At 47.6% G+C, this 20,964-nt stretch carries 18 protein-coding genes and 1 riboswitch; of the genes, 10 read left to right on the top strand and 8 right to left on the bottom strand.

Annotated features, from left to right (window positions below; genetic code table 11):
- Positions 1–23: 23 nt before the first annotated feature.
- Complete coding sequence (locus tag GZN30_RS13540) at positions 24–215, bottom strand: hypothetical protein (RefSeq protein WP_139312277.1); 192 nt, start codon at positions 213–215, stop codon at positions 24–26.
- Here GZN30_RS13540 and GZN30_RS13535 point away from each other — a divergent pair.
- From GZN30_RS13535 to uxuA, 3 genes are all read left to right on the top strand, one after another.
- On the top strand, positions 197–721 hold the full coding sequence (locus GZN30_RS13535) for a YgjV family protein (RefSeq protein ID WP_075652091.1): 525 nt from the start codon (positions 197–199) through the stop codon (positions 719–721). The two genes, GZN30_RS13540 and GZN30_RS13535, sit on opposite strands and share 19 nt — an antisense overlap.
- 731 nt (positions 722–1,452) lie before the next feature.
- Positions 1,453–2,241: an FCD domain-containing protein gene (locus GZN30_RS13530; protein ID WP_075652089.1), complete on the top strand. Its 789-nt coding sequence runs from the start codon at positions 1,453–1,455 to the stop codon at positions 2,239–2,241.
- Between the two features lie 123 nt (positions 2,242–2,364).
- Complete coding sequence (gene uxuA, locus GZN30_RS13525; protein ID WP_075652087.1) at positions 2,365–3,552, top strand: mannonate dehydratase; 1,188 nt, start codon at positions 2,365–2,367, stop codon at positions 3,550–3,552.
- 64 nt (positions 3,553–3,616) lie between these two features.
- Here uxuA and GZN30_RS13520 read toward each other — a convergent pair whose 3' ends face one another.
- On the bottom strand, positions 3,617–4,042 hold the full coding sequence (locus GZN30_RS13520; RefSeq protein WP_075652084.1) for a phosphate-starvation-inducible protein PsiE: 426 nt from the start codon (positions 4,040–4,042) through the stop codon (positions 3,617–3,619).
- 102 nt (positions 4,043–4,144) lie between these two features.
- Positions 4,145–5,515: an NCS2 family permease gene (locus GZN30_RS13515; RefSeq protein ID WP_075652082.1), complete on the bottom strand. Its 1,371-nt coding sequence runs from the start codon at positions 5,513–5,515 to the stop codon at positions 4,145–4,147.
- Positions 5,516–5,579: 64 nt separating this feature from the next.
- A riboswitch (purine riboswitch) is annotated at positions 5,580–5,679 on the bottom strand.
- 346 nt (positions 5,680–6,025) lie between these two features.
- On the opposite strand from GZN30_RS13515, the gene gmk reads away from it, so the two are divergent.
- The 5 genes from gmk to recG all read left to right on the top strand — a co-directional run bounded on the left by gmk (position 6,026) and on the right by recG (position 12,495).
- Positions 6,026–6,649 (top strand): guanylate kinase, encoded by a 624-nt coding sequence (gene gmk / locus GZN30_RS13510; protein ID WP_075652080.1) that lies wholly within the window; start codon positions 6,026–6,028, stop codon positions 6,647–6,649.
- Positions 6,650–6,762: 113 nt separating this feature from the next.
- On the top strand, positions 6,763–7,035 hold the full coding sequence (gene rpoZ, locus GZN30_RS13505; RefSeq protein WP_075652078.1) for a DNA-directed RNA polymerase subunit omega: 273 nt from the start codon (positions 6,763–6,765) through the stop codon (positions 7,033–7,035).
- 36 nt (positions 7,036–7,071) lie between these two features.
- Complete coding sequence (gene spoT / locus GZN30_RS13500) at positions 7,072–9,192, top strand: bifunctional GTP diphosphokinase/guanosine-3',5'-bis pyrophosphate 3'-pyrophosphohydrolase (protein ID WP_075652076.1); 2,121 nt, start codon at positions 7,072–7,074, stop codon at positions 9,190–9,192.
- 62 nt (positions 9,193–9,254) lie between these two features.
- A complete protein-coding gene (gene trmH / locus GZN30_RS13495) occupies positions 9,255–9,938 on the top strand; it encodes a tRNA (guanosine(18)-2'-O)-methyltransferase TrmH (protein ID WP_075652074.1) in 684 nt (227 codons plus the stop codon).
- A gap of 478 nt (positions 9,939–10,416) precedes the next feature.
- Complete coding sequence (gene recG / locus GZN30_RS13490) at positions 10,417–12,495, top strand: ATP-dependent DNA helicase RecG (protein WP_075652072.1); 2,079 nt, start codon at positions 10,417–10,419, stop codon at positions 12,493–12,495.
- Positions 12,496–12,737: 242 nt separating this feature from the next.
- Here recG and GZN30_RS13485 read toward each other — a convergent pair whose 3' ends face one another.
- From GZN30_RS13485 to GZN30_RS13465, 5 genes are all read right to left on the bottom strand, one after another.
- On the bottom strand, positions 12,738–15,383 hold the full coding sequence (locus GZN30_RS13485) for a beta-N-acetylhexosaminidase (protein ID WP_075652070.1): 2,646 nt from the start codon (positions 15,381–15,383) through the stop codon (positions 12,738–12,740).
- A 1,042-nt stretch (positions 15,384–16,425) separates the two neighbouring features.
- On the bottom strand, positions 16,426–17,253 hold the full coding sequence (gene cysQ, locus GZN30_RS13480; RefSeq protein ID WP_075652068.1) for a 3'(2'),5'-bisphosphate nucleotidase CysQ: 828 nt from the start codon (positions 17,251–17,253) through the stop codon (positions 16,426–16,428).
- 25 nt (positions 17,254–17,278) lie between these two features.
- A complete protein-coding gene (gene nudE / locus GZN30_RS13475) occupies positions 17,279–17,827 on the bottom strand; it encodes an ADP compounds hydrolase NudE (protein ID WP_075652066.1) in 549 nt (182 codons plus the stop codon).
- A gap of 212 nt (positions 17,828–18,039) precedes the next feature.
- On the bottom strand, positions 18,040–18,627 hold the full coding sequence (gene nfuA, locus GZN30_RS13470; RefSeq protein WP_075652064.1) for a Fe-S biogenesis protein NfuA: 588 nt from the start codon (positions 18,625–18,627) through the stop codon (positions 18,040–18,042).
- Between the two features lie 91 nt (positions 18,628–18,718).
- Positions 18,719–19,435 carry a ComF family protein gene (locus GZN30_RS13465; protein WP_075652062.1) on the bottom strand — a complete coding sequence of 239 codons (717 nt, stop codon included), beginning with the start codon at positions 19,433–19,435 and terminating at the stop codon, positions 18,719–18,721.
- A gap of 65 nt (positions 19,436–19,500) precedes the next feature.
- Here GZN30_RS13465 and bioH point away from each other — a divergent pair, with 65 nt between their 5' ends.
- Entirely contained in the window at positions 19,501–20,292 is a 792-nt protein-coding gene (gene bioH, locus GZN30_RS13460) for a pimeloyl-ACP methyl ester esterase BioH (protein WP_075652060.1), read from the top strand.
- Between the two features lie 129 nt (positions 20,293–20,421).
- The gene (locus tag GZN30_RS13455) at positions 20,422–20,892 is read left to right on the top strand and encodes an ATP-dependent Lon protease (RefSeq protein WP_075652058.1); all 471 of its coding nucleotides are present in this window, start codon (positions 20,422–20,424) and stop codon (positions 20,890–20,892) included.
- Positions 20,893–20,964 lie beyond the last annotated feature (72 nt).

The raw sequence follows: 20,964 nt of genomic DNA, 5'->3' as shown, positions 1-20,964 counted from the left end.
CAGCCCATATATGGTTGAGAGGCTTAGCAACCACAACCCGATAGCCCTCCTCCACCGAAGCCAAACAACGCAGAATTACAAGGCAGAGTGATAGTGTTCAAGCGAGTCATGATGTCATTGGCAGATAACTGACACCATTCTTCCACCCTGGTCAGCATTGATGCACCGCAACCCGCGGCAACTTTAAGGAAAGCAAATGAACGAACTTCTTTCACTCCCACAGCTTCTTGGGTACTTGGCACTACTGGTTGCCATCATCGGGGTCCTGCAAACCAATGATATAAAGCTAAAACTGTGGATGATAGCGGGCTACGTAGTCCTCGCGTCACACTATGTCGTTCTAGGCTCAATGGTGACCGCCGGTGTTCTTCTGATTGGCATACTGAGAAACATCGTCGCGCTAAAGTATCATTCGTTATGGATCGCGCTGACATTTTCCATCATATACTTTGCGATGGGTATTATGATGATGTCTAGCCCAATTGATTTACTCCCCGTTATCGGAGCATCTATCAATACTATTGCGATTGTTACACTTCAAGGCATTAAGATGCGTGTTGTGCTTATTGTGTCGTCATTCTTTGGCATTGCCAATGCGGTTGTGGTCGGTTCCATTGGTGGTTTAGCTATCGAGAGCATGCTGCTCGTTTTCGGCTTAGTCACGTTATATCGCCTATTCAAACGCCGGCACAGAACTAACCAAGCCGATCTCAACCTCTAATTAAGCAGAAGCAACCAACTCCGCGATAAAGATCGCCCTTTGAATCAATTGTTGGTTGCTTCTTTGTTTCGCTACAAATTCATTATTCCGCACTGACCACTTCTCTGCCCTTAATAAGAACGACAAAATAACAATGCCAGTCGATAGTGCTCATAAATTGTGCACCATCACAATTCGGAAAACTTGCTCTCGCCAATTACATAACAATCCAATCACATCATTTAACCATTGCGATTATTGGTTAACCAAAAGACCAGAAAAACCGCACATCGAATCACACGTCAAAGACTAAGACTAAGCCATTGGCATTATGACTTTTTTTACTTTAAAAACTAATACCGAAACAATATTGGTTGACCAATTAAAGGGGATTATCTGTGACATTGCTCAACCAATTGTACTTTTTACTTTGACGCTTTTGTACATTGGTCGCAAGATTGGCTTGGGCAACAAAGAGGCGCATCGAAGGGCTAAAGGCTCTCCATTAAAACTCCTTTGGTCGCAAAGCTTATAAAACACCATCAAAGGTGAAAGCGCCTCAATAAAAACAGTAAACCAGTGAACGATCATCTTGAGAAGCAAACGGCAAAGTTTGTCTACACTTTTTAAGCTTATTCAAGCGGTTGATCAGCTCACGAAATTAAATTTGTTAGAGAAGTAAAGGTATTGCCACATAACTCTTGAGATAGGTTGACCAATTGCTTTGTTTGGTTATGATGGCGTGAGTAGTAATGGAAATAAGCGATAATATCATCATGGTACCTTTTGAACCCAAGCGTCCTTACCAAGAATTGGGTTTGGTTTTACGACAAGAACTCATTGACGGGCACTACCGCGTTGGCGACCGCCTTCCACCAGAGCGCGACATAGCTGAACGGCTTGACGTCAGCCGCACTGTCGTGCGCGAAGCGATCATCATGCTTGAGTTAGAAAACCTTGTAGAAGTAAAAAAAGGTTCTGGTGTTTATGTCACGCATATTCCTGACCAATCACCTCATCGTGAACGCATCATCAGTGATGAAGCGGGACCATTCGAAATGTTACAGGCGCGACAGTTACTAGAAAGTAACATTGCAGAATTTGCTGCAATCCAAGTGACGCCTGGCGACATCGCCAAAATGCGTTCAGCACTTATCCTAGAGCGCAAAGAACTGGCAGAGCAAAACGCACAATGTGTGGGTGACGAGCTGTTCCATATGAGTATTGCAGAAGCAACACACAACTCTGTGTTGGTTGATATGCTGAAGCAATCATGGGACCGTCGTGAGCAAAGCCCTATGTGGCAAAAGCTTCACTCGCGTATTAGCGGTCATGACTACCGCCAAGAGTGGATGGAAGACCACGCGAAAATCCTAGCTGCGATGCAGCGTAAAGATCCAATCGCTGCGAAAAACGCCATGTGGCAACACCTTGAAAACGTAAAGCAACGACTTCTCGAACTTTCTGATATTGATGACCCGGATTTTGATGGCTACCTATTTAGCTCCAATCCAGTTGTCTTGTTAGGTGGCGGGAAATAATCCGCCTTTTTAGGAAGCTTTACTAGCTACCTAATCATACATTCATCCGTCGTTATATTTATGCACCACTTAGTCACTCACTAGCTGAGCGGGTTAAGTGTGCCTATTAAAAGGTAATTTGTCATGGAACAAACGTGGCGTTGGTACGGTCCTAATGACTCTGTATCACTCGATGATATTCGCCAAGCTGGCGCAACTGGTATCGTTAATGCACTGCACCATATCCCAAATGGTGAAGTGTGGACGAAAGAAGAGATCTTAGCTCGTAAAGCGATTATTGAAGCAAAAGGGCTCACTTGGTCTGTGGTTGAAAGTGTACCTGTACACGAAGAGATCAAGACTCAAACGGGTAACTACCAACAGTGGATCGAAAACTACAAACAAACCCTGCGCAACCTGGCGCAATGTGGTATCGACACGGTTTGCTACAACTTTATGCCAGTTCTAGATTGGACTCGTACTGATCTTGAATATGAAATGGCGGATGGTTCAAAAGCACTGCGTTTTGACCAGATCGCGTTTGCCGCTTTTGAACTTCACATTCTAAAGCGCCCTGGTGCCAATGCTGATTATACTGAAGCGGAACAAGCGCAAGCACTTGAATACTTCAACAACATGTCTGAAGAGCAAGTTAAGCAGCTAACCGCCAATATTATCGCCGGTCTACCAGGCGCAGAAGAAGGCTACACACTAGAAGCATTCCAAGCACAACTTGATCGCTACGCAGGCATCAACAAAGACAAACTGCGTGAGCACATGCGTCATTTCCTTGCAGAGCTTATGCCTGTGTGTGACGAAGAAAACATCAAGATGGCGGTTCACCCAGACGATCCACCGCGCCCAATCCTAGGCTTACCACGCATCGTTTCAACCATCGAAGATATCGATTGGTTAACTGAGAAAGTACCTAGCCAGAACAATGGTATCACTATGTGTACCGGCTCTTACGGTGTACGCGGCGACAACGACCTAGTTAACATGATCAAAAAGCACGGCGATCGCGTTTACTTTACTCACCTACGTTCAACTAAGCGTGAAGAGCATAACCCAATGACTTTCCACGAAGCGGCGCACTTAGAAGGTGATGTCGACATGTACGGCGTAGTGATGGCGATTCTTGAAGAGGAACAGCGTCGTGAAGAAGCTGGTGATCTACGTAAGATCCCAATGCGTCCTGACCACGGTCATCAAATGCTGGATGACCTGAAAAAGAAAACCAACCCAGGTTACTCTGCGATTGGTCGTTTGAAAGGTCTGGCAGAAGTTCGCGGTTTAGAGCTAGCGTTAAAGCGCATGTACTTTACAAAATAACCCTGCCTAATTATGACAAAGCCTCGCATTGCGAGGCTTTATTGTATCTCAGCTCAAATCGAGTTTATTCGTCTTTCTCAGCCGTTTTGCCATCGATATATGGCCAGTAATGGTGGCCGACTCGAATCAGCAACGTCGCAGCCGCAAGCACAAAGGCTGCCAGTGATAGCCACACAATCATCACCGAATCGAGCTCTTTCATACCCAGCGTGATATAGCGCGCGATTGCCATCATCGCGATATAAATTGGGTAGCGCACCGGGATCTTACCGTTCATCACAAATTGCCCAACCATGGCGAGCACTTCCAGATAGATAAACATCAACAGAATATCTTCCAGTAACACACGCTTTTGCACGTAGATATGGACGAATTCTTCCACCATTGCCCACACTGTCGCCATAGTAATGGCAACCAGCAGCACAGCTTCAAGAATATGGAAAATCTTCAGAAATGGGCGACTAAACGAAGGAGGTAAATGGGAAGGCATTATGACAATTCCGCTCTGTTATTATTAATATCACGTAATAATATCACGGAAATATGACAAGCAATGCCCCTACCTTGGTAGGAGCATTGTTGAACAAAGGGTTTAAAGCAGCACAAGGTAAGTCAAAAATACCAGTGACAATACGTAAATCACTGGGTGCACTTCTTTACCACGACCCGCGACTAGCATTGAAAAGCTGTAGCTGATAAAGCCCATAGCCATACCGTTAGCTGGCGAGAAGCTCAGCACGGTGAACATAATGGTAAAGAAAGTCGCAATACGAGACTCTTTCTGATCCCAACTGATTTGCCCCAAGCGACCAATCATGTAGATGCCCACAACCACCATCGCTGGCGCTACCATCGCGGCTGAGAAAATTGAGAAGATTGGGTACATAAACAGGGATAGTGCAAACAGACCTGCCACCATCACCGCGGCTAGACCCGTTTTGGCACCTTGTGAAGAGGCAATACCTGACTCAGAGAACGCAGTGATTGATGTGGTACCAAGAATTGAACCGATCACCGTACCACCAGCATCCGCAACCAGAGCTGAACGTGCATTTGGCACTTTACCGTCATCATCGATAATCCCCGCATCACGCCCCACCCCAACGATAGTGCTTAAGCCATCAAAGAAGTCGACAATCAGGAAAATCACCACGATAAACAGCAAATCGAACCATTTGTCTGCCGTTAAGCCCGAAATATCAAAGACTGCGCCAAAGGTACTATCAATACTTGGTGGCATTGAGAAAACCTGATCAGGAATCGGCGCATTGTTGGTGCCCATGACAAGGTCAGCAATCACGGTTAGCAGAATCGCTGACACAAACGAAATGAACGTCGCTAACTTGATGTCACGAATCATACAACCGAGAGCGATAAAAATACTGATGTAAGCAATCAATACTTGTGGGTTAGAGATATCACCCATGCTGACCAAAATGATTGGGTTTGAAACAATAATCCCGGCATTCTTAAGACCCAAAAACGCAATAAACATACCCAGAGAAACGGTGATCGCCAGCTTAAGATCTTCTGGAATTGACTCAATTAAAGTCTTGCGAATATTGGTCATCGACAGGATCAAGTAAACGATACCCGAAAGGAAAATACCAAACAGCGCTTCGTTCCACACCAAAGCCACTGAACCGCTGAGTAGCATGCCTTTAAAGAAACCGTTCATACTCATGCCCGGTGCAAGCATCACCGGGTAGTTACCCCAAATACCCATAATCAGGGTTGCAATCGCTGCCGAAAGTGCCGTTGCGGTAAACACCGCCCCTTTATCCATGCCCGGAATGCCACCGAGAATGGCTGGGTTAACCGCGAGAATATAGGTCATAGCGAGGAAAGTAATAAAGCCCGCGTATAACTCAGTACTGATGGTGGTTTTGCGCTCTGAGATCTTAAAGATCGACTCAAGAACACTGCCAGATTTTTGCTCTTTAAGGGTAGATTCGAGACTCACTATGTAACCTTTGCAACTGTAAAATAAGTAGAGGGGTACACATGCTGAATAGAGAAAATCTTGGCAAGTAGCCAAGACTTACTGTAGTCACCAAGATAGGCTCGGTGGTAGAGACATCCAGTCCAATTCACTAGATATATACAGCACGTAAACGTTTGCGCGAATTGTATTGATCTAGAGTGAATATTCAACTGTTTTTGCCCAAAACCGACAAAATAAGCAAACGTTTGCTTCGAAGGTGCCAGCAAATACCACTTTATTAACCAACATGGTGCATATACTGCGTTGCTTAAATCCTCGACAAAGAGTCCCTGAACGAGAAAACCACCGAGATCGACTTTAACGCTATGGATTGCTTGTTTTCCTTGTGGAGATCCTTAAGATCGTGCTACTCTTCGCCTCCATTTTTCTGACCTATTTTTCACCACTCAAGTGATACTTCTTGGTCAGTGCTATCTTTAAACTGTCGACTCTTCTCGACACCATCCAACCAAATGTGGAACGTTACATATGGGCAAAGGTACTCTATATATCGTCTCGGCACCGAGCGGCGCTGGTAAATCTAGCTTGATCAATGCGATGCTGGAAACCAATCCAACATACGCGATGAAAGTATCTGTGTCTCACACAACGCGCGGCATGCGCCCGGGTGAGCAAGATGGTGTGCACTACCACTTTGTGCAAAAAGAGCTGTTTGAAGAACTTATCGAAAAAGGCCAGTTCCTAGAATACGCAGAAGTATTCGGTAACTACTACGGCACTTCTCGTGTATGGATTGAAGACAACCTAGACAAAGGTATCGACGTATTTCTTGATATCGACTGGCAAGGTGCTCGCCAAATCCGCGAACAAATGCCACTAGCAAAAAGCATTTTCATTCTGCCACCATCAAACGGTGAGCTAGAGCGTCGTCTTAATGCTCGTGGTCAAGATAGCGAAGCTGTGATTGCAAAACGCATGGCAGAAGCGAAATCAGAGATTTCTCACTATGACGAGTATGACTACGTTATTGTGAACGATGACTTTGATAATGCACTGGTTGATTTCAAATCAATCATTCGTGCAGAAAGATTGAAGCAAGATAAACAAGCTGCTAAATATAAAGGCATGCTTGAAGCGCTACTGGCTGAGTAAGGGTCTCCCAAAAGCCATATCACCGACGAGAAAACGCTTTGGCTAGAATATACTGGCTTTAGGCTGTATAATTTCTCGTCATTCAAAATTTTAGTTAACTATTTGGAGTCCTCATGGCACGCGTAACTGTTCAAGACGCTGTTGAAAAAGTTGGCAACCGTTTCGACCTAGTACTGATTGCGGCACGCCGCGCTCGTCAAATGCAAACTGGCGGTAAAGATTCACTAGTGCCAGAAGAGAACGATAAGCCAACGGTTATCGCTCTACGCGAAATCGAAGAAGGTCTAATCACTAAAGAAATCCTTGATGCTCGTGAGCGTCAAGAGCAGCAAGAGCAAGAAGCAGCTGAACTGGCAGCAGTTAGCAGCATCGCTCACGGTCGCTAATAGACTTTCTCTACAACTATCTTCCGGGCCTAAAGTTTGTATCTATTCGATAGCCTCAAAGACGTTGCCCAAGAATACCTAACAGAGCCTCAAATTGAGGCTCTGCGTCAATCTTATGTGGTAGCGAAAAATGCCCATGAAGGGCAAACCCGTTCAAGCGGGGAACCTTATATCATCCACCCTGTTGCTGTTTCTCGCATCTTGGCCGAAATGCGCCTTGACCTTGAAACCCTTCAAGCCGCTCTCCTGCACGACGTAATCGAAGATTGCGATGTCACCAAAGAAGATCTTGAAGAACAATTTGGCACTTCAGTTGCTGAACTGGTGGACGGTGTCTCTAAGCTGGATAAGCTTAAATTTCGTGATCGCAAAGAAGCCCAAGCAGAAAACTTCCGCAAAATGGTGCTTGCCATGGTGCAAGACATCCGCGTTATTCTGATCAAACTGGCTGACCGCACACACAATATGCGTACGCTCGGTGCTCTGCGCCCAGATAAAAAGCGTCGTATTGCCCGCGAAACTCTTGAGATCTACTCTCCTTTGGCACACCGCCTTGGTATCCACAACATCAAAACTGAATTGGAAGAGCTTGGCTTTGAAGCCCTCTATCCAAACCGCTACCGCGTTCTAAAAGAAGTGGTCAAAGCGGCACGTGGTAACCGTAAAGAGATGATTCAACGCATCCACGGCGAAATCGAAGGTCGCCTAGAAGATGTGGGTCTTAAAGCACGCGTCGTGGGTCGTGAGAAAAACCTGTTCTCTATCTACAACAAGATGAAAACCAAAGAGCAGCGTTTCCACACCATCATGGATATCTATGCATTCCGTGTGATTGTGGACAGTGCCGACACCTGTTATCGCGTACTGGGTCAAGTACACAGCTTGTACAAGCCACGTCCTGGTCGCGTAAAAGATTACATTGCGGTACCGAAAGCGAACGGCTACCAATCTATCCATACTTCAATGGTCGGCCCTCACGGCGTACCCGTAGAAGTACAGATCCGTACTGAAGATATGGATCAAATGGCGGATAAAGGTGTCGCGGCGCACTGGTCTTACAAAGGCAATGGCGAGCGCACAGGTACTACAGCGCAAGTTAAAGCACAGCGTTGGATGCAAAGCCTACTTGAGCTGCAACAAAGTGCGGGTAACTCATTTGAATTTATCGAAAACGTAAAATCGGATCTGTTCCCAGATGAGATTTACGTCTTTACGCCAAAAGGTCGTATCGTTGAATTGCCACTTGGCGCAACCGCGGTAGACTTTGCTTATGCGGTGCACACAGATGTCGGTAATGCCTGTGTTGGTGCGCGAGTTGATCGCAACCCTTACCCACTCAGCAAAGCACTGAAGAACGGCCAAACGGTTGAAATCATCAGCGCGCCGGGCGCACGACCAAACGCAGCATGGCTCAACTACGTAGTGACTTCACGTGCTCGCACTAAGATTCGTCAAGTGCTGAAAACCATGCGTCGTGAAGAGTCGATCATCTTAGGTCGTCGTCTACTTAACCACGCTTTAGGTCGTCACAATATCGACTCTATCTACCCTGAAAACATTCAGGAAGTGCTGACCGATCTACGCTTAGAAAGTGTTGATGACCTATTGGCAGCGATTGGTCTCGGTGAGCTCATGAGTATCGTCATCGCACGTCGCCTGCTGGGTGATACCGATGAGTTGACTACCACCAGCTCAATCCCAAGTGATAGCACGAAGAAACTGCCGATCCGCGGTGCTGAAGGTATTTTGCTGACGTTTGCTAACTGTTGTCACCCTATCCCGGATGACCACATCATTGCACACGTTTCGCCTGGTCGTGGCTTAGTGGTACACCGTGAAACGTGTCCAAACGTTCGTGGTTACCAAAAAGAGCCGGACAAATACATGGCTGTGGCTTGGTCAGAAGATTACGACCAAGAGTTTACCGCCGAGCTGCGTGTTGACGTACAAAACCGTCAAGGTGCATTGGCTGAGCTAACCAACGTTATCTCAAAAACGGGCTCGAACATTCATGGGCTCTCAACCAAAGAGCGCGATGGTCGTCTCTATACCGTGACGGTATTGTTGACTACCAAAGACCGCGTGCATCTGGCTGGCATTATGCGTCGCATTAAGGCTATGCCACAAACACTGCGCGTCCGTCGCCGTAAGCACTAATTAACGTCACTTCAGGCCCTTGAAGCTTCGCTTTCAAGGGCCTTATTTTTACGATCAATGTTATGAATCTAGAACGCTACCAACGTATCCAACAAGTCCTTAAAGCTCGCCAAACCGACCTCACCGTCTGCATGGAAGAGGTGCATAAACCTAATAACGTTTCGGCAGTAGTCCGTACCGCAGACGCGACCGGACTGCATAAAATCCATGCCATCTGGCCGGATAAAATGCGCACTCTCACCCACACCTCAGCGGGTGCACGCAACTGGGTTGAGGTAGACAACCACCGCACCATTGAAGAGGCCGTGACCGAGCTTAAAGCGCAAGGGATGCAAATCCTCGTCACCAACCTGTCTGATAGCGCGGTCGATTTTCGTCAAATCGATTACACCAAACCGACCGCAATTATTCTTGGCAGTGAGAAAGTCGGCGCATCTGAGCAAGCGAAAAAGCTGGCAGACCAAGACATCATCATTCCAATGATGGGCATGGTGCAGTCACTTAACGTATCGGTAGCCAGCGCAATTATTCTCTACGAAGCACAGCGTCAGCGCCAAGAGGCGGGCATGTACGACAACGAACAAAGCGCCCTGCCAGAAGAAGTGATTCACCGCACGCTGTTTGAACGCGGTCACCCAGTGCTAGCGAAAGTCGCCAAACGCAAAAAACTCCCATACCCGCCACTGGATGACGAAGGTCAGATCGTCGCAGACGAAGCTTGGTGGGCAGAGATGCAAGCCAAATAGAGCGGGGAACGCATCGCGTTACGGAACACTGCGTTTCGGGAACATCCAGCGAACTGTACTTCCAGATGCGGGACCGCGTTGCAACGGAAAAGCAACCATCTCCCGAAGAGAGGCGCAAGCCGAACGTTCCCCAATCCGTGAGCGAAGTGTTTCGGGAACTTGCAGCGAACTGCACTTCCAGATGCGGGAACGCGTTGCTACGGAAAAGCGACCTCCTCCCACAGTGGGGGGCAAGCCGAACGCTCCGTAATCCGTAAGCGAAGCGTTTCGGGAACATACAGTTAACGGCACTTACAAATGTGGGACCGCGTTGATACGGAAAAGCAACTGCTTCCCGCAGTGAGGCGCAAGCCGAACGTTCCGTATTCCGTAAGCGAAGCGTTCCCATAAAGCGTTCCACGCTTTACGCTCACTTTTCCTGTACAAAAACACAGCCAAATGGTTAACTATCTGCATCTTAGTTAATGAGCTTGGTGTTATGTCGCAACTTCTGTCTGCTATCCCTCTGACGTCTTTAAGTGGCGTCGGCGCTAAAGTAGCGGAAAAATTAGAGAAGGTTGGTTTGTGCAGTGTGCAGGATCTGTTGTTCCATTTGCCGCTGCGTTATGAAGACCGTACCCGTGTCTACCCTATCGTCAAATTGCATGCTGGTCTGTGGGCGGCGGTGCAAGGCAAAGTCATGAGCGTGGATACCTTATTTGGTAAGCGCAAAATGCTGACGGTAAAAATCAGCGACGGTAACGGCACGCTCACCTTACGCTTTTTCAACTTCACTGCGGGAATGAAAAACAACTTTAGTGAAGGCAAAACCGTGCATGCTTATGGTGAGATAAAACGTGGCAACTATGGCTTGGAAATCGTCCATCCTGATTACAAGTTCTATGCGCCAAACCAAGTCGCGGAGACAGAACCAAGCTTAACGCCTGTCTACCCAACCACTGACGGTCTGCGCCAAATTACCCTGCGCAATTTAACTGACCAAGCATTAGCGCTACTCGATAAAGCTGCCGTACAAGAGCTACTGCCTAGTGGCTTGTACCCACATCAGATCACCCTCGCGCAAGCGCTGCACACCATTCATCGCCCGCCGCCAGATATCGATTTGGCGCAATTTGATGAAGGTAAGCACCCAGCGCAAGTGCGTTTGATCATGGAAGAGTTGCTGGCGCAGAACCTCTCTATGCTCGCGGTACGCAGTAAAGGACAACAAGATGTGGCGATAGCTTTGCCAGCGGTAGAAAAGCTCAAACAACAGCTGCTAAGCCAATTGCCGTTCTCGCCAACCAATGCCCAAGCGCGCGTAGTCGGTGAGATTGAACAAGATCTTGCCAAGCCTCACCCTATGATGCGTTTGGTACAAGGTGACGTAGGCTCAGGAAAAACCTTAGTGGCTGCCCTTGCCGCAGTGCGTGCGATTGAGCACGGTTATCAAGTGGCACTTATGGCACCAACCGAACTGCTTGCCGAGCAGCACGCACTCAACTTTGCTAATTGGTTTGAAAGCATGGGCATTCAAGTCGGTTGGCTGGCTGGTAAGCTCAAAGGTAAAGCGAAAGAAGCTGAGTTGGCACGTATTGCCAGCGGTGAAGCACAAATGGTAGTCGGCACACATGCACTGTTCCAAGAGCATGTTGAGTTTCACAACTTAGCCTTAGTGATCATCGATGAGCAGCACCGCTTTGGTGTTCACCAACGCCTAGAGCTGCGCGCCAAAGGCGAGAAACAAGGTAGCTTCCCACACCAGCTGATCATGACAGCCACACCGATTCCTCGCACTCTGGCGATGACGGCTTACGCTGACTTAGAAACGTCGGTGATTGATGAACTGCCTCCGGGGCGAACGCCAATACAAACTGTCGCGATCCCGGATACCAAGCGCCATGACATCATAGAACGTGTGCGTCATGCCTGTTTAAACGAAGGCAAGCAAGCGTATTGGGTGTGTACTTTGATTGATGAGTCGGAAGTCTTAGAAGCACAAGCGGCAGCCGATACCGCAGAAGAGCTGCAACGTATCTTACCGGATGTGAAGATTGGCTTAGTTCACGGTCGTATGAAGCCAGCAGAAAAACAGGCAGTCATGCAGGACTTCAAAGACAACAAATTGCACTTACTGGTCGCAACCACAGTGATTGAGGTGGGCGTAGATGTACCCAACTCGAGCTTAATGATCATTGAAAACCCCGAGCGCCTTGGTTTAGCTCAGTTACACCAGTTGCGTGGTCGTGTTGGTCGAGGCTCCGTCGCCAGTCACTGTGTACTGCTTTACCATGCCCCGCTATCCAAAACAGCACAAAAGCGCCTTGGCGTACTGCGTGAAAGTAACGACGGCTTTGTCATTGCGCAGAAAGATCTGGAGATCCGCGGTCCCGGTGAGCTGCTTGGCACCAAGCAGACTGGTATGGCTGACTTTAAGATCGCGGATTTAGTTCGAGATCAACGCCTAGTTCCAGAAGTTCAGCGCATCGCACGTCATATTCACGACAACTACCCTCAAAATGCTTTAGCTATTATCGATCGCTGGCTAGGTGAGCGCGATATTTATTCTAAAGCCTAAGAGCTGGAATCGGGAACGCTGCGCTTACGGAGTCGGGACGTTCGGCTTACGCCTCTCTTCGGGAGACATCCGTAAGTGCCGTTTACGGCACGTTCCCGAAACCAAGTGTTCCATCAGCATAGCGCTCCCCCTTCCGTAAGCGCAGCGTTCCCGACTCCGAACCAAAAAAAAGGCCCTGCATCTGCAGGGCGCTTTGGCTTACCAACAACTTAAATCCATTTAATGATTAACTAACTGTTTAATTACTTCAGCGTGGTTACGCGACTCGCTTTCTCACCGCTGGCTGAGACTGAACGAATCCACACTTCACCACTTACGCTTGGGCGCGCATCGTCAGCATAGGTTAGCCAGTTTTGACCATCGATTGAGTACTGCAACTCAATACCTGGGAATGCACTGTTCATCGCTAACTTACCGTTCTCAATTTTCGCCCCTGGTACTGGAAGGCGGTAATCGATGCCTGCTTTCTCTAGCTTCGCCAACTCACGTTGACCAAGTACGTTAGCAAAGCGGTTGTAATCTTGGTTACGTGCAGCTTTATCCACTAAGTTGGTGCTTTGCGAATATTCTACGCCCACTTGGTACTCATTTTCCCAATCCGCTTTGTGCCATGCGCGCTCTGCTGCGGCTAGAACACGTGGGAACACCATGTATTCATACTGTTCATCGTTACGTACTGTCTCTGACCAAAGCTGCGCAGACAAACCGTAGAAAGGTTTCGCTTCGATGGTGCCTTTACCCGTAAAACCATTGCCATCGCGGTCAACCGAAGTTTCAGCGTTTTGTGGCATGTTCTCTGGTGCAAAGCCGAACATCTTACGAGTATCTGTCGCACGTGTTGCCCAGTAGTAACCACGCTCTTGTGGGTCAACTTCGTAAGGCATATCCATGTAAACGTAATCTGGGTTTGACACAATCACGTCATAGCCCTTCGCTGACCACTCATACACCGAAGAAGTGCCGCCCCAGTACAGAACATCCCAGAAGTTTACGCGGGTATTTTCAGTAGCAAAGGCTTTCTCACCACCTTCGCTGTACTTCAAGCCATCTTGCCACGCTTGGAAATTCGCAATGCCTTTTTGCGCAACAATCTTAGACACTTCTTCAGCGAAGTAACTTGGTAGATGAGCAAAGTCACTCACGGTACCGTCTTTAATCAACGCCTGACACTGAGGTGATTTAGCAAATGGCTTATCTTGTTGAGACAGGTCAATTGAGCCTTTCCACGTCACTTTGTCTTGCGCGTTAATATCTTGGAAACCTGCGCCCAGCTTAATGTTCTTCGCTTCATCACCACCGAAATGCCAAGTCGTCAGTGGCATGCCTGCCTCATTGTGCATCGCTGCGACTTCAGAAATTACCTTATCGACAAAACGAGTCGATGAGTCCAAGCATGGGTTAATAAAGCTGTGTTTATCGTAAAACTGTACCGTCGTAACATTCGATGTGTCTTGTGGGTCCATCAAACGATATTCATTGGCTTGCTGCTCTTTGCCTTGCGCCATTAAGCGATCGTAACGCGCTTCCATTGAAACAACTGCAGAACGTGCGTGAGCTGGCATATCGATTTCAGGAATCACCTCGATGTTACGTGCACCCGCGTATTTTAAGATCTCAATGTAGTCAGCTTTACTGAAGTAGCCCGAACCAAAATTATCAGAAGAAGGACCAGAGCCTAACTGCGGTAACAAACATTGTTGTTCATCCAAATCAAAACAACGCTGGCCGCCGATGTCGGTTAGCTCAGGAAGGCCTGGTATTTCTAAACGCCAACCTTCATCATCAGTCAGATGAAGGTGTAATTTGTTCATCTTGTACGCCGCCATTTGGTCTAGCGTCGCCAGAATCGCTTGTTTGCTGTGGAAGTTACGCGCGACATCCACCATCACGCCACGGTAATCAAAACGCGGCGCATCAATAATACGTAATACTGGTAGTGTCTCTTGCTCACCCGTTAAGGCAAAAATTGATTGCACTGCGTAGAACAGACCTGCTTGGTCAAATGCTACGATCTTGATGCCATCTTCAGCGATCACTAACTCATAAGCACCAGATTTCGCTAAATCTTCAGGAAACTCACTCGGTACAATCGCAGCATTGACGGCTAACTCACCGGCAAGGTTCACTTCAAGTAGATTGGCGCGCGCTTGCAGTGCAGCGTACTGCTCTGCTGAGAAATCAGCATTGTTGAGCTTAATGCCCTTAGCGATACTCACCACGCCTTGCCCTTCTTCGACAATCAGAGGGGTTGGCAATAGTGTTGTCGATACATTTTGCTCGGCAAGATCGGCGTTCTTTTCAAAACGGGTAACAGCTGTGGCGAACACATTGTTGTCATCCGGTGTACGTTTTAGGTTATCGCCCTCTAAACCTGACACAAAACTCGCCACATCTTCTGTGTTGAGTGAAGCAATCATTTTTGGCTGCGCATCTGGTGCGGTGATAAACGCGCCCGGCATAAAGTCGGTCGCAAATAGCTGCCAATATTCACCAATCAAACCCAATTCAATTTTTTCACCTGCGGCAAAACCATCAAATTTATCGGTTGGCTCTAGCTTGTGTAGGTCACCAGTGACACGAGTGATTTTAAATTGGTCGCTATCCACATCGAGAATTAAGCGAATGCTGTGGAAGTAAATCGCCCAATCTTTACCATTAACCGCATCACCTTGATTTTCTAGCGTCATAATCACTTGATTACATGATGCCCATTCCGCACCTAAGTTTTCACACGCTAAGCCATCATTGGCTCCATGGTTAGTCACAACTTGGTAGTGAATATCTAAGTTGTCTGCGAGCAAATCGACTACTTGTTGTGAGTTTTGCAGAGACGAGCAGCCGCTCAAAGTTGCTAACACTGAAGCTGCAATCAAAGTTGGTTTCAACATCTTACTTACCTTTCAAACACATAACACGCAGCCAAACAGCTGCACTTACCAAAAAAGAAAATCCAATGACAGGCAATATAAGTAGTTATTTTTCAGCGTAAAATTAATCGTGTTAATAGAGTGATCCAATTCAAATTACGCTTCGAGACAAAAATATAAAAACAATAAAATCAGCCACTTAAACTTGACGTCAAAATCACAAAAATTATTTTGACGAAAATTATGGGCTCAAGGTCACGTTTAGTGATGAGAACATCAATAACTTACGAATCGAGAGTCACGGTTTCATATTGATAAAAGGGATAGTTGTTGAATTTTCGTGATAAGAAATGTGCTTCAAGTCCCACTTTGTGACACGTTGATTTTGCTCAACAAAGCGGATTTTGACGGTTTTTCCACGGCGGGGAATAAGTGAAGCGGAGCGGGAATACGGAATCGGGAACGCTGCGCTCACGGATACGGGGATACGGAATCGGGAACGCTACGCTCACGGATACGGGACGTTCGGCTTACGCCTCTCTTCGGGAGGTACGTATCTTGAGCTGGGCAGTGGATAGTGAACTCATAAGACTGGATACTGAAGCAAAAGATTGTCATTCCAGACCGCGCGGCAGCGCGTGATAGGGAATCTGGTTTTTCTGAAAGCGAGCATTTCGCTAGAGATCCCCGACTCGGCTACGCCTCTCGAGGATGACAAAATTAAGAACTCTTATGCTGAATAGCGAACTTACAAGACTGGATACTCAAACAAAAGATTGTCATTCCATACCGCGCGGCAGCGCGTGATAGGGAATCTGGTTATTCTGAAAGCGAGCTCTTCGCTAGAGGTACCCGACTCGGCTACACATCTCGAGGATGACAAAAATCGATATCATGAGTGCGAAAACGTAACGTACTACTCTCCGTAAGTGCTGTTTACGGCACGTTCCCGGAATGGAATGTTCCGTAGCAAAGCGTTCCAATTACCGTTCCCGAAACGAAGTGTTCCGTAAGCGCAGCGTTCCAAAATCCGTAGCCCAGCAACGCTGGGCGTTCCGCTCTTCTAATCTTTAACCAACAAGATCTCATTCCAAGGCAAGTTCTCATCACCGAGGACGATAAAGTTCGGGTTCTCTAACGTGTCACGTTCATTGTAAGAAAGCGGTTCAAGTTGGGTGCTAAGAATGCGTCCACCAGCCTCTTCGACGATACATTGCGTTGCGGCGGTATCCCACTCACCGGTTGGACCAAGGCGCAGATAACAATCCACCGCACCTTCGGCAACCAAACACGCTTTGAGTGCAGCAGAGCCTAATGGTACTAAATCATAATTCCATGCAGTGCTCATACGGCTAGTAATGCGGTTGATATCTTGGCGGCGACTAATCGCAATCGCGATTGGGTGCTGAGGACCTTGATGTTGATGGGTGGTAATACGCACACTCTCATTCATGTCAGGGATCTTCCATGCGCCCTTGCCTTGGTAGGCATAATAAGTCACACCAGACACAGGACCATACACCACGCCCATCACCGGCTTGTGGTTCTCGATCAGGGCAATAATAGTGGCAAAGTCGCCGCTACGAGCAATGAACTCTTGTGTGCCATCTAATGGGTCAACTAGCCAGTAGCGATCCCACTGCGAGCGTTGCTCTAAGCTGATGTCCGCCGCTTCTTCAGAAAGTACCGGGATATCAGGGGTTAGTTCAGACAGTTTTTCGACAATAAACTTGTGCGCAGCGAGATCGGCGCTAGTCACAGGCGTCTCATCGGCTTTGATAAATTCTTCGTACTGCTTTTTTTGGTAGATGTCTAAAATCAGCTGACCTGCAGCGCGCGCCACATCAATCACGGCTGGTAAGTGATGCGATAAGTCTTGGGTTATTGGCATAAATAAATCCTTGGCACGTACTCTATTATGGTTTTAGGTATCTCAAAGCGAGCATCAGTGCGGTAATACTGCGCGCCTCGCTAAAATCGAGGTGCGTTAATAATTCTTCTGCTTGAGCTAATGGCCAGCGCACCAACTCTAGTGGCTCAGGCTCATCACCTTCTAGTTTTTCAGGGTAAAGATCTTGCGCGACGAATAACGTCATCTTGCTAGAAAAATAAGACGGCGCTAACACCACTTCTTTTAATGGCACGATCTGATTGGCACCAAAGCCAATCTCTTCTTTGAGTTCGCGGTTGGCAGCCTCAATCGCACTCTCGCCTGGGTCGATTAACCCTTTAGGAAAGCCCAACTCGTAGCGCTCAGTACCCGCGGCGTACTCACGCACCAAAAGTAAATCACCTTGCGCGGTCACAGGCACAATCATCACCGCATTACGACCACTTGGGCGCATGCGCTCATAAGTACGCTCTTCACCGTTACTAAAGCGTAAGTCCAACGCTTCAATGGCAAACAAACGTGATTGCGCCACGGTTTGCTTGTCCAGGATCTCTGGTAGCGTCTTTCTACTCACAAGATATCTCCTTTGCTCGCGCTAACTAACCTGAATATAGATTCTTAATATATGAGAAGACAATAATTTAAACCAGTTTCTCAAGTACTTAATTGCGCAACCTAAGATCTGTTCCCAATCCGGTTTGAAAGCGCAATGCTCTCTATTGTGTGGGGAAGTCAGTTGCAAAAAAGGCGCTCGTAAGCGCCTTTTGTCATCATATTCAACAGTGATTAGTAGTAAGAGTGCTCACCACGGTCATGCTCAGTAGCATCACGTACTGCGGTTAGTTCACCTTCAAACTGTTGTAGTAGCTCTTTCTCAATGCCTTCTTTTAGCGTGACATCAACCATTGAACAGCCATTACAACCGCCACCAAATGCAACGATAGCAACACCTTCATCAGTGATTTCCACTAGGCTAACGTGACCACCGTGACCAGCCAATTGCGGGTTCACTTGGGTTTGAATCACATACTCTACACGCTCAACAAGCGGCGCATCATCAGCGACTTTACGCATTTTCGCGTTCGGTGCTTTAAGCGTTAACTGAGAACCCATCTTGTCAGTCACGTAGTCAATTTCTGCATCTTCTAGGAAAGGCAGGCTAAGTTCATCAACATAAGCTGAAAGAACCTCAAACTTTAACTCTGTATCTGTAGCTTCCACCGCTTCTGGTGGGCAGTAAGAAACACCACATTCAGCGTTTTGCGTACCTGGGTTTACCACGAACACGCGAATGTTAGTACCTTCTGGCTGCTGAGCTAGCAGTTTAGCAAAGTGTTCTTGAGCGCTTTGGCTAATAGTAATTGGATTTGACACGACGAATACCTGAGTAAATTTGTAGGATATTTGTTGACCATTTTACTCCTGAAAATTTTCAGATCTAGTCCTTTAAGGACAAATCGTAAACTTATCGCTCACTATGCGGTTCAGGAGTACGGCAGATGCAATAAATATCAACGCTTTTGGCTCCGGCATCAAGCAGTAATTTGCATAATTGCTGAACGGTGCTGCCAGTCGTCACCACATCATCAACAATCGCCAGCGAGGAATAGCGGTTGATTTCAGACAACTCAAACGCATTTGTAAGATTTTGTTGCCTCTGCTTACGGCTCATACCCAACTGTGCTTTGGTGGCGCGAGTACGTTTAAATAGCCCAATACAAGGCAAACCGAGCCGTTTTGCTAAAGCTCTCGCAATCAATTCACTCTGATTAAACCCACGCCCAAACTGACGCCGCCAATGTAGCGGAACAAAAGTGATCGCCTCAACGTCAGAGGTAATTTGCTGCGCCAGCATCTGCGCTAAAACATCGGCTTGATGCAATTGCTGGTTAAACTTAAGTCGCTGCACGTAGTGCGAAAGTGGCGGGGTGTAATCACCAACGCAATATAAGTGTCGCCATAGCGGAGGGGATGTTAAGCACTGCCCACAATAGTCGACCTCTTGTAAGCAAGCGATACCACAACAACGACAGCGCGGTACCTGCAGTGCCTCTTGGCAACGTCGACACAGCAACCAAATCAAGCTCGATGAGCCCTCTCTTGCCTCAAGCGCCAAGCCACAATGCTGGCAATAATGTGCAACCAATCGCTGCCTGTTTTTCTGCCACCATTGCGTTAACATAGTCCACTCAAGGCTAAGGATTTATTTCATAGTGCAACAGCAGTCAGCTTGAAAGGATGATTTAAGTGGTAGAAGTTGAGACAACAGCAGCAAAGTTACATTGGCAAAGCATTGGCGAAGGTAAAGATCTGGTGCTTTTACATGGGTGGGGCATGAATGGTGCGGTGTGGCAGCAGACCGCAGAGGTATTAAGCCAATCCTTTCGCGTCCACGTCGTTGACCTACCGGGCTTTGGTCATAGTCACCAAGCCAGTTTCAATACACTGGCGGATCTCACCGAACAAGTCCTGCAAGAGGCACCCAAAAAGGCAATTTGGCTGGGTTGGTCATTAGGCGGTTTAGTTGCCTCGCATATTGCCCTGCACCACCCTGAGCGGATTCACGCTCTGATCACGGTTGCCAGCTCTCCCTGTTTTTCTGAGCAAAAACCTTGGCGTGGCATTCAAGCCAAAGTCCTCAAAGCCTTCACCGCACAATTGTTGGATGACTTTCAGCTCACGATTGAACGCTTTATCGCCCTGCAAGCGATGGGCAGCCCATCAGCAAGACAAGACCTCAAAGCACTCAAACAAGCGGTGCTCTCGCGTCCAGTGCCGAATCAACAGGCGCTACTGGCAGGTTTAAACCTACTCGGTGATGTGGATTATCGCCACCTGCTTGATCAAGTCACGGTACCAACACTGCGCCTTTATGGTCGCTTAGATGGCTTAGTACCAGTGCAAGTAGCCGAAGATGTGTCACAACTGATGCCCAATAGCCAAAGCTATGTGTTTAGCCAATCTTCTCACGCACCGTTTATGACTGAGTTTGAACTGTTCTGCCAACAAGTGACCGAATTTTCCCAGCTAAATGGATGATATACATCTATTTACACATTCAAGTGCCAAGTTTTTGTAGAAACCGCTAAATTTTTGACCATTGCCGCCGATAATATTGTCAGCTGACATTAGCCAATGTCAGCGGGCGAAACTGAGGAGGTCTCGGTTATGATCGTGTCACCCACTAACGTGAGCGTGCCACTTATCGCCCCATCGGTGAATGTGCATACGGAACAAACGGCGCGAGACAATCGTATTCGGCAGCCTATTGTCCCTACGGTTGCACTAGCCAAAAGTAATGCTGAACGCAAAATTAGCGGGGAAGATAAACGCCGACGTGAGTCAGCGTGGGACCCCGCCGAACATCCAAACTATGGCGCCGATGACGAGCAGGTAACTGATGCTTCTCAACATGACCCGCCACAGAACCCATTGGATCGTTTGTTTGAGTTACTCGCGCTGTCGAGTTACAGCAATCAGCAAGGTAAAGGCTACGCAATGCGGTTTCGTTTACCCAAGCGCGTTATCGATGCAGCGATAACCGAAGGTCGAATGGCGAAACGTCGGGTCGTAATTAAATTTCGTTACGGTCATGCTGTTGCGCCACATACGCCTTCAGAGGTCATTGCGGTGTTGTAGTCGCTCTTACTCTTAACCAGAAATAGAGTGAATACCTAGATAAAACAAAGCCCCACTCATTGAGCGGGGCTT

This window comes from Vibrio ponticus (assembly GCF_009938225.1).
GTDB lineage: Bacteria > Pseudomonadota > Gammaproteobacteria > Enterobacterales > Vibrionaceae > Vibrio > Vibrio ponticus.
Note: the sequence above shows the minus strand (reverse complement) of the source record. Positions and strands in the feature narration are given on the sequence as shown.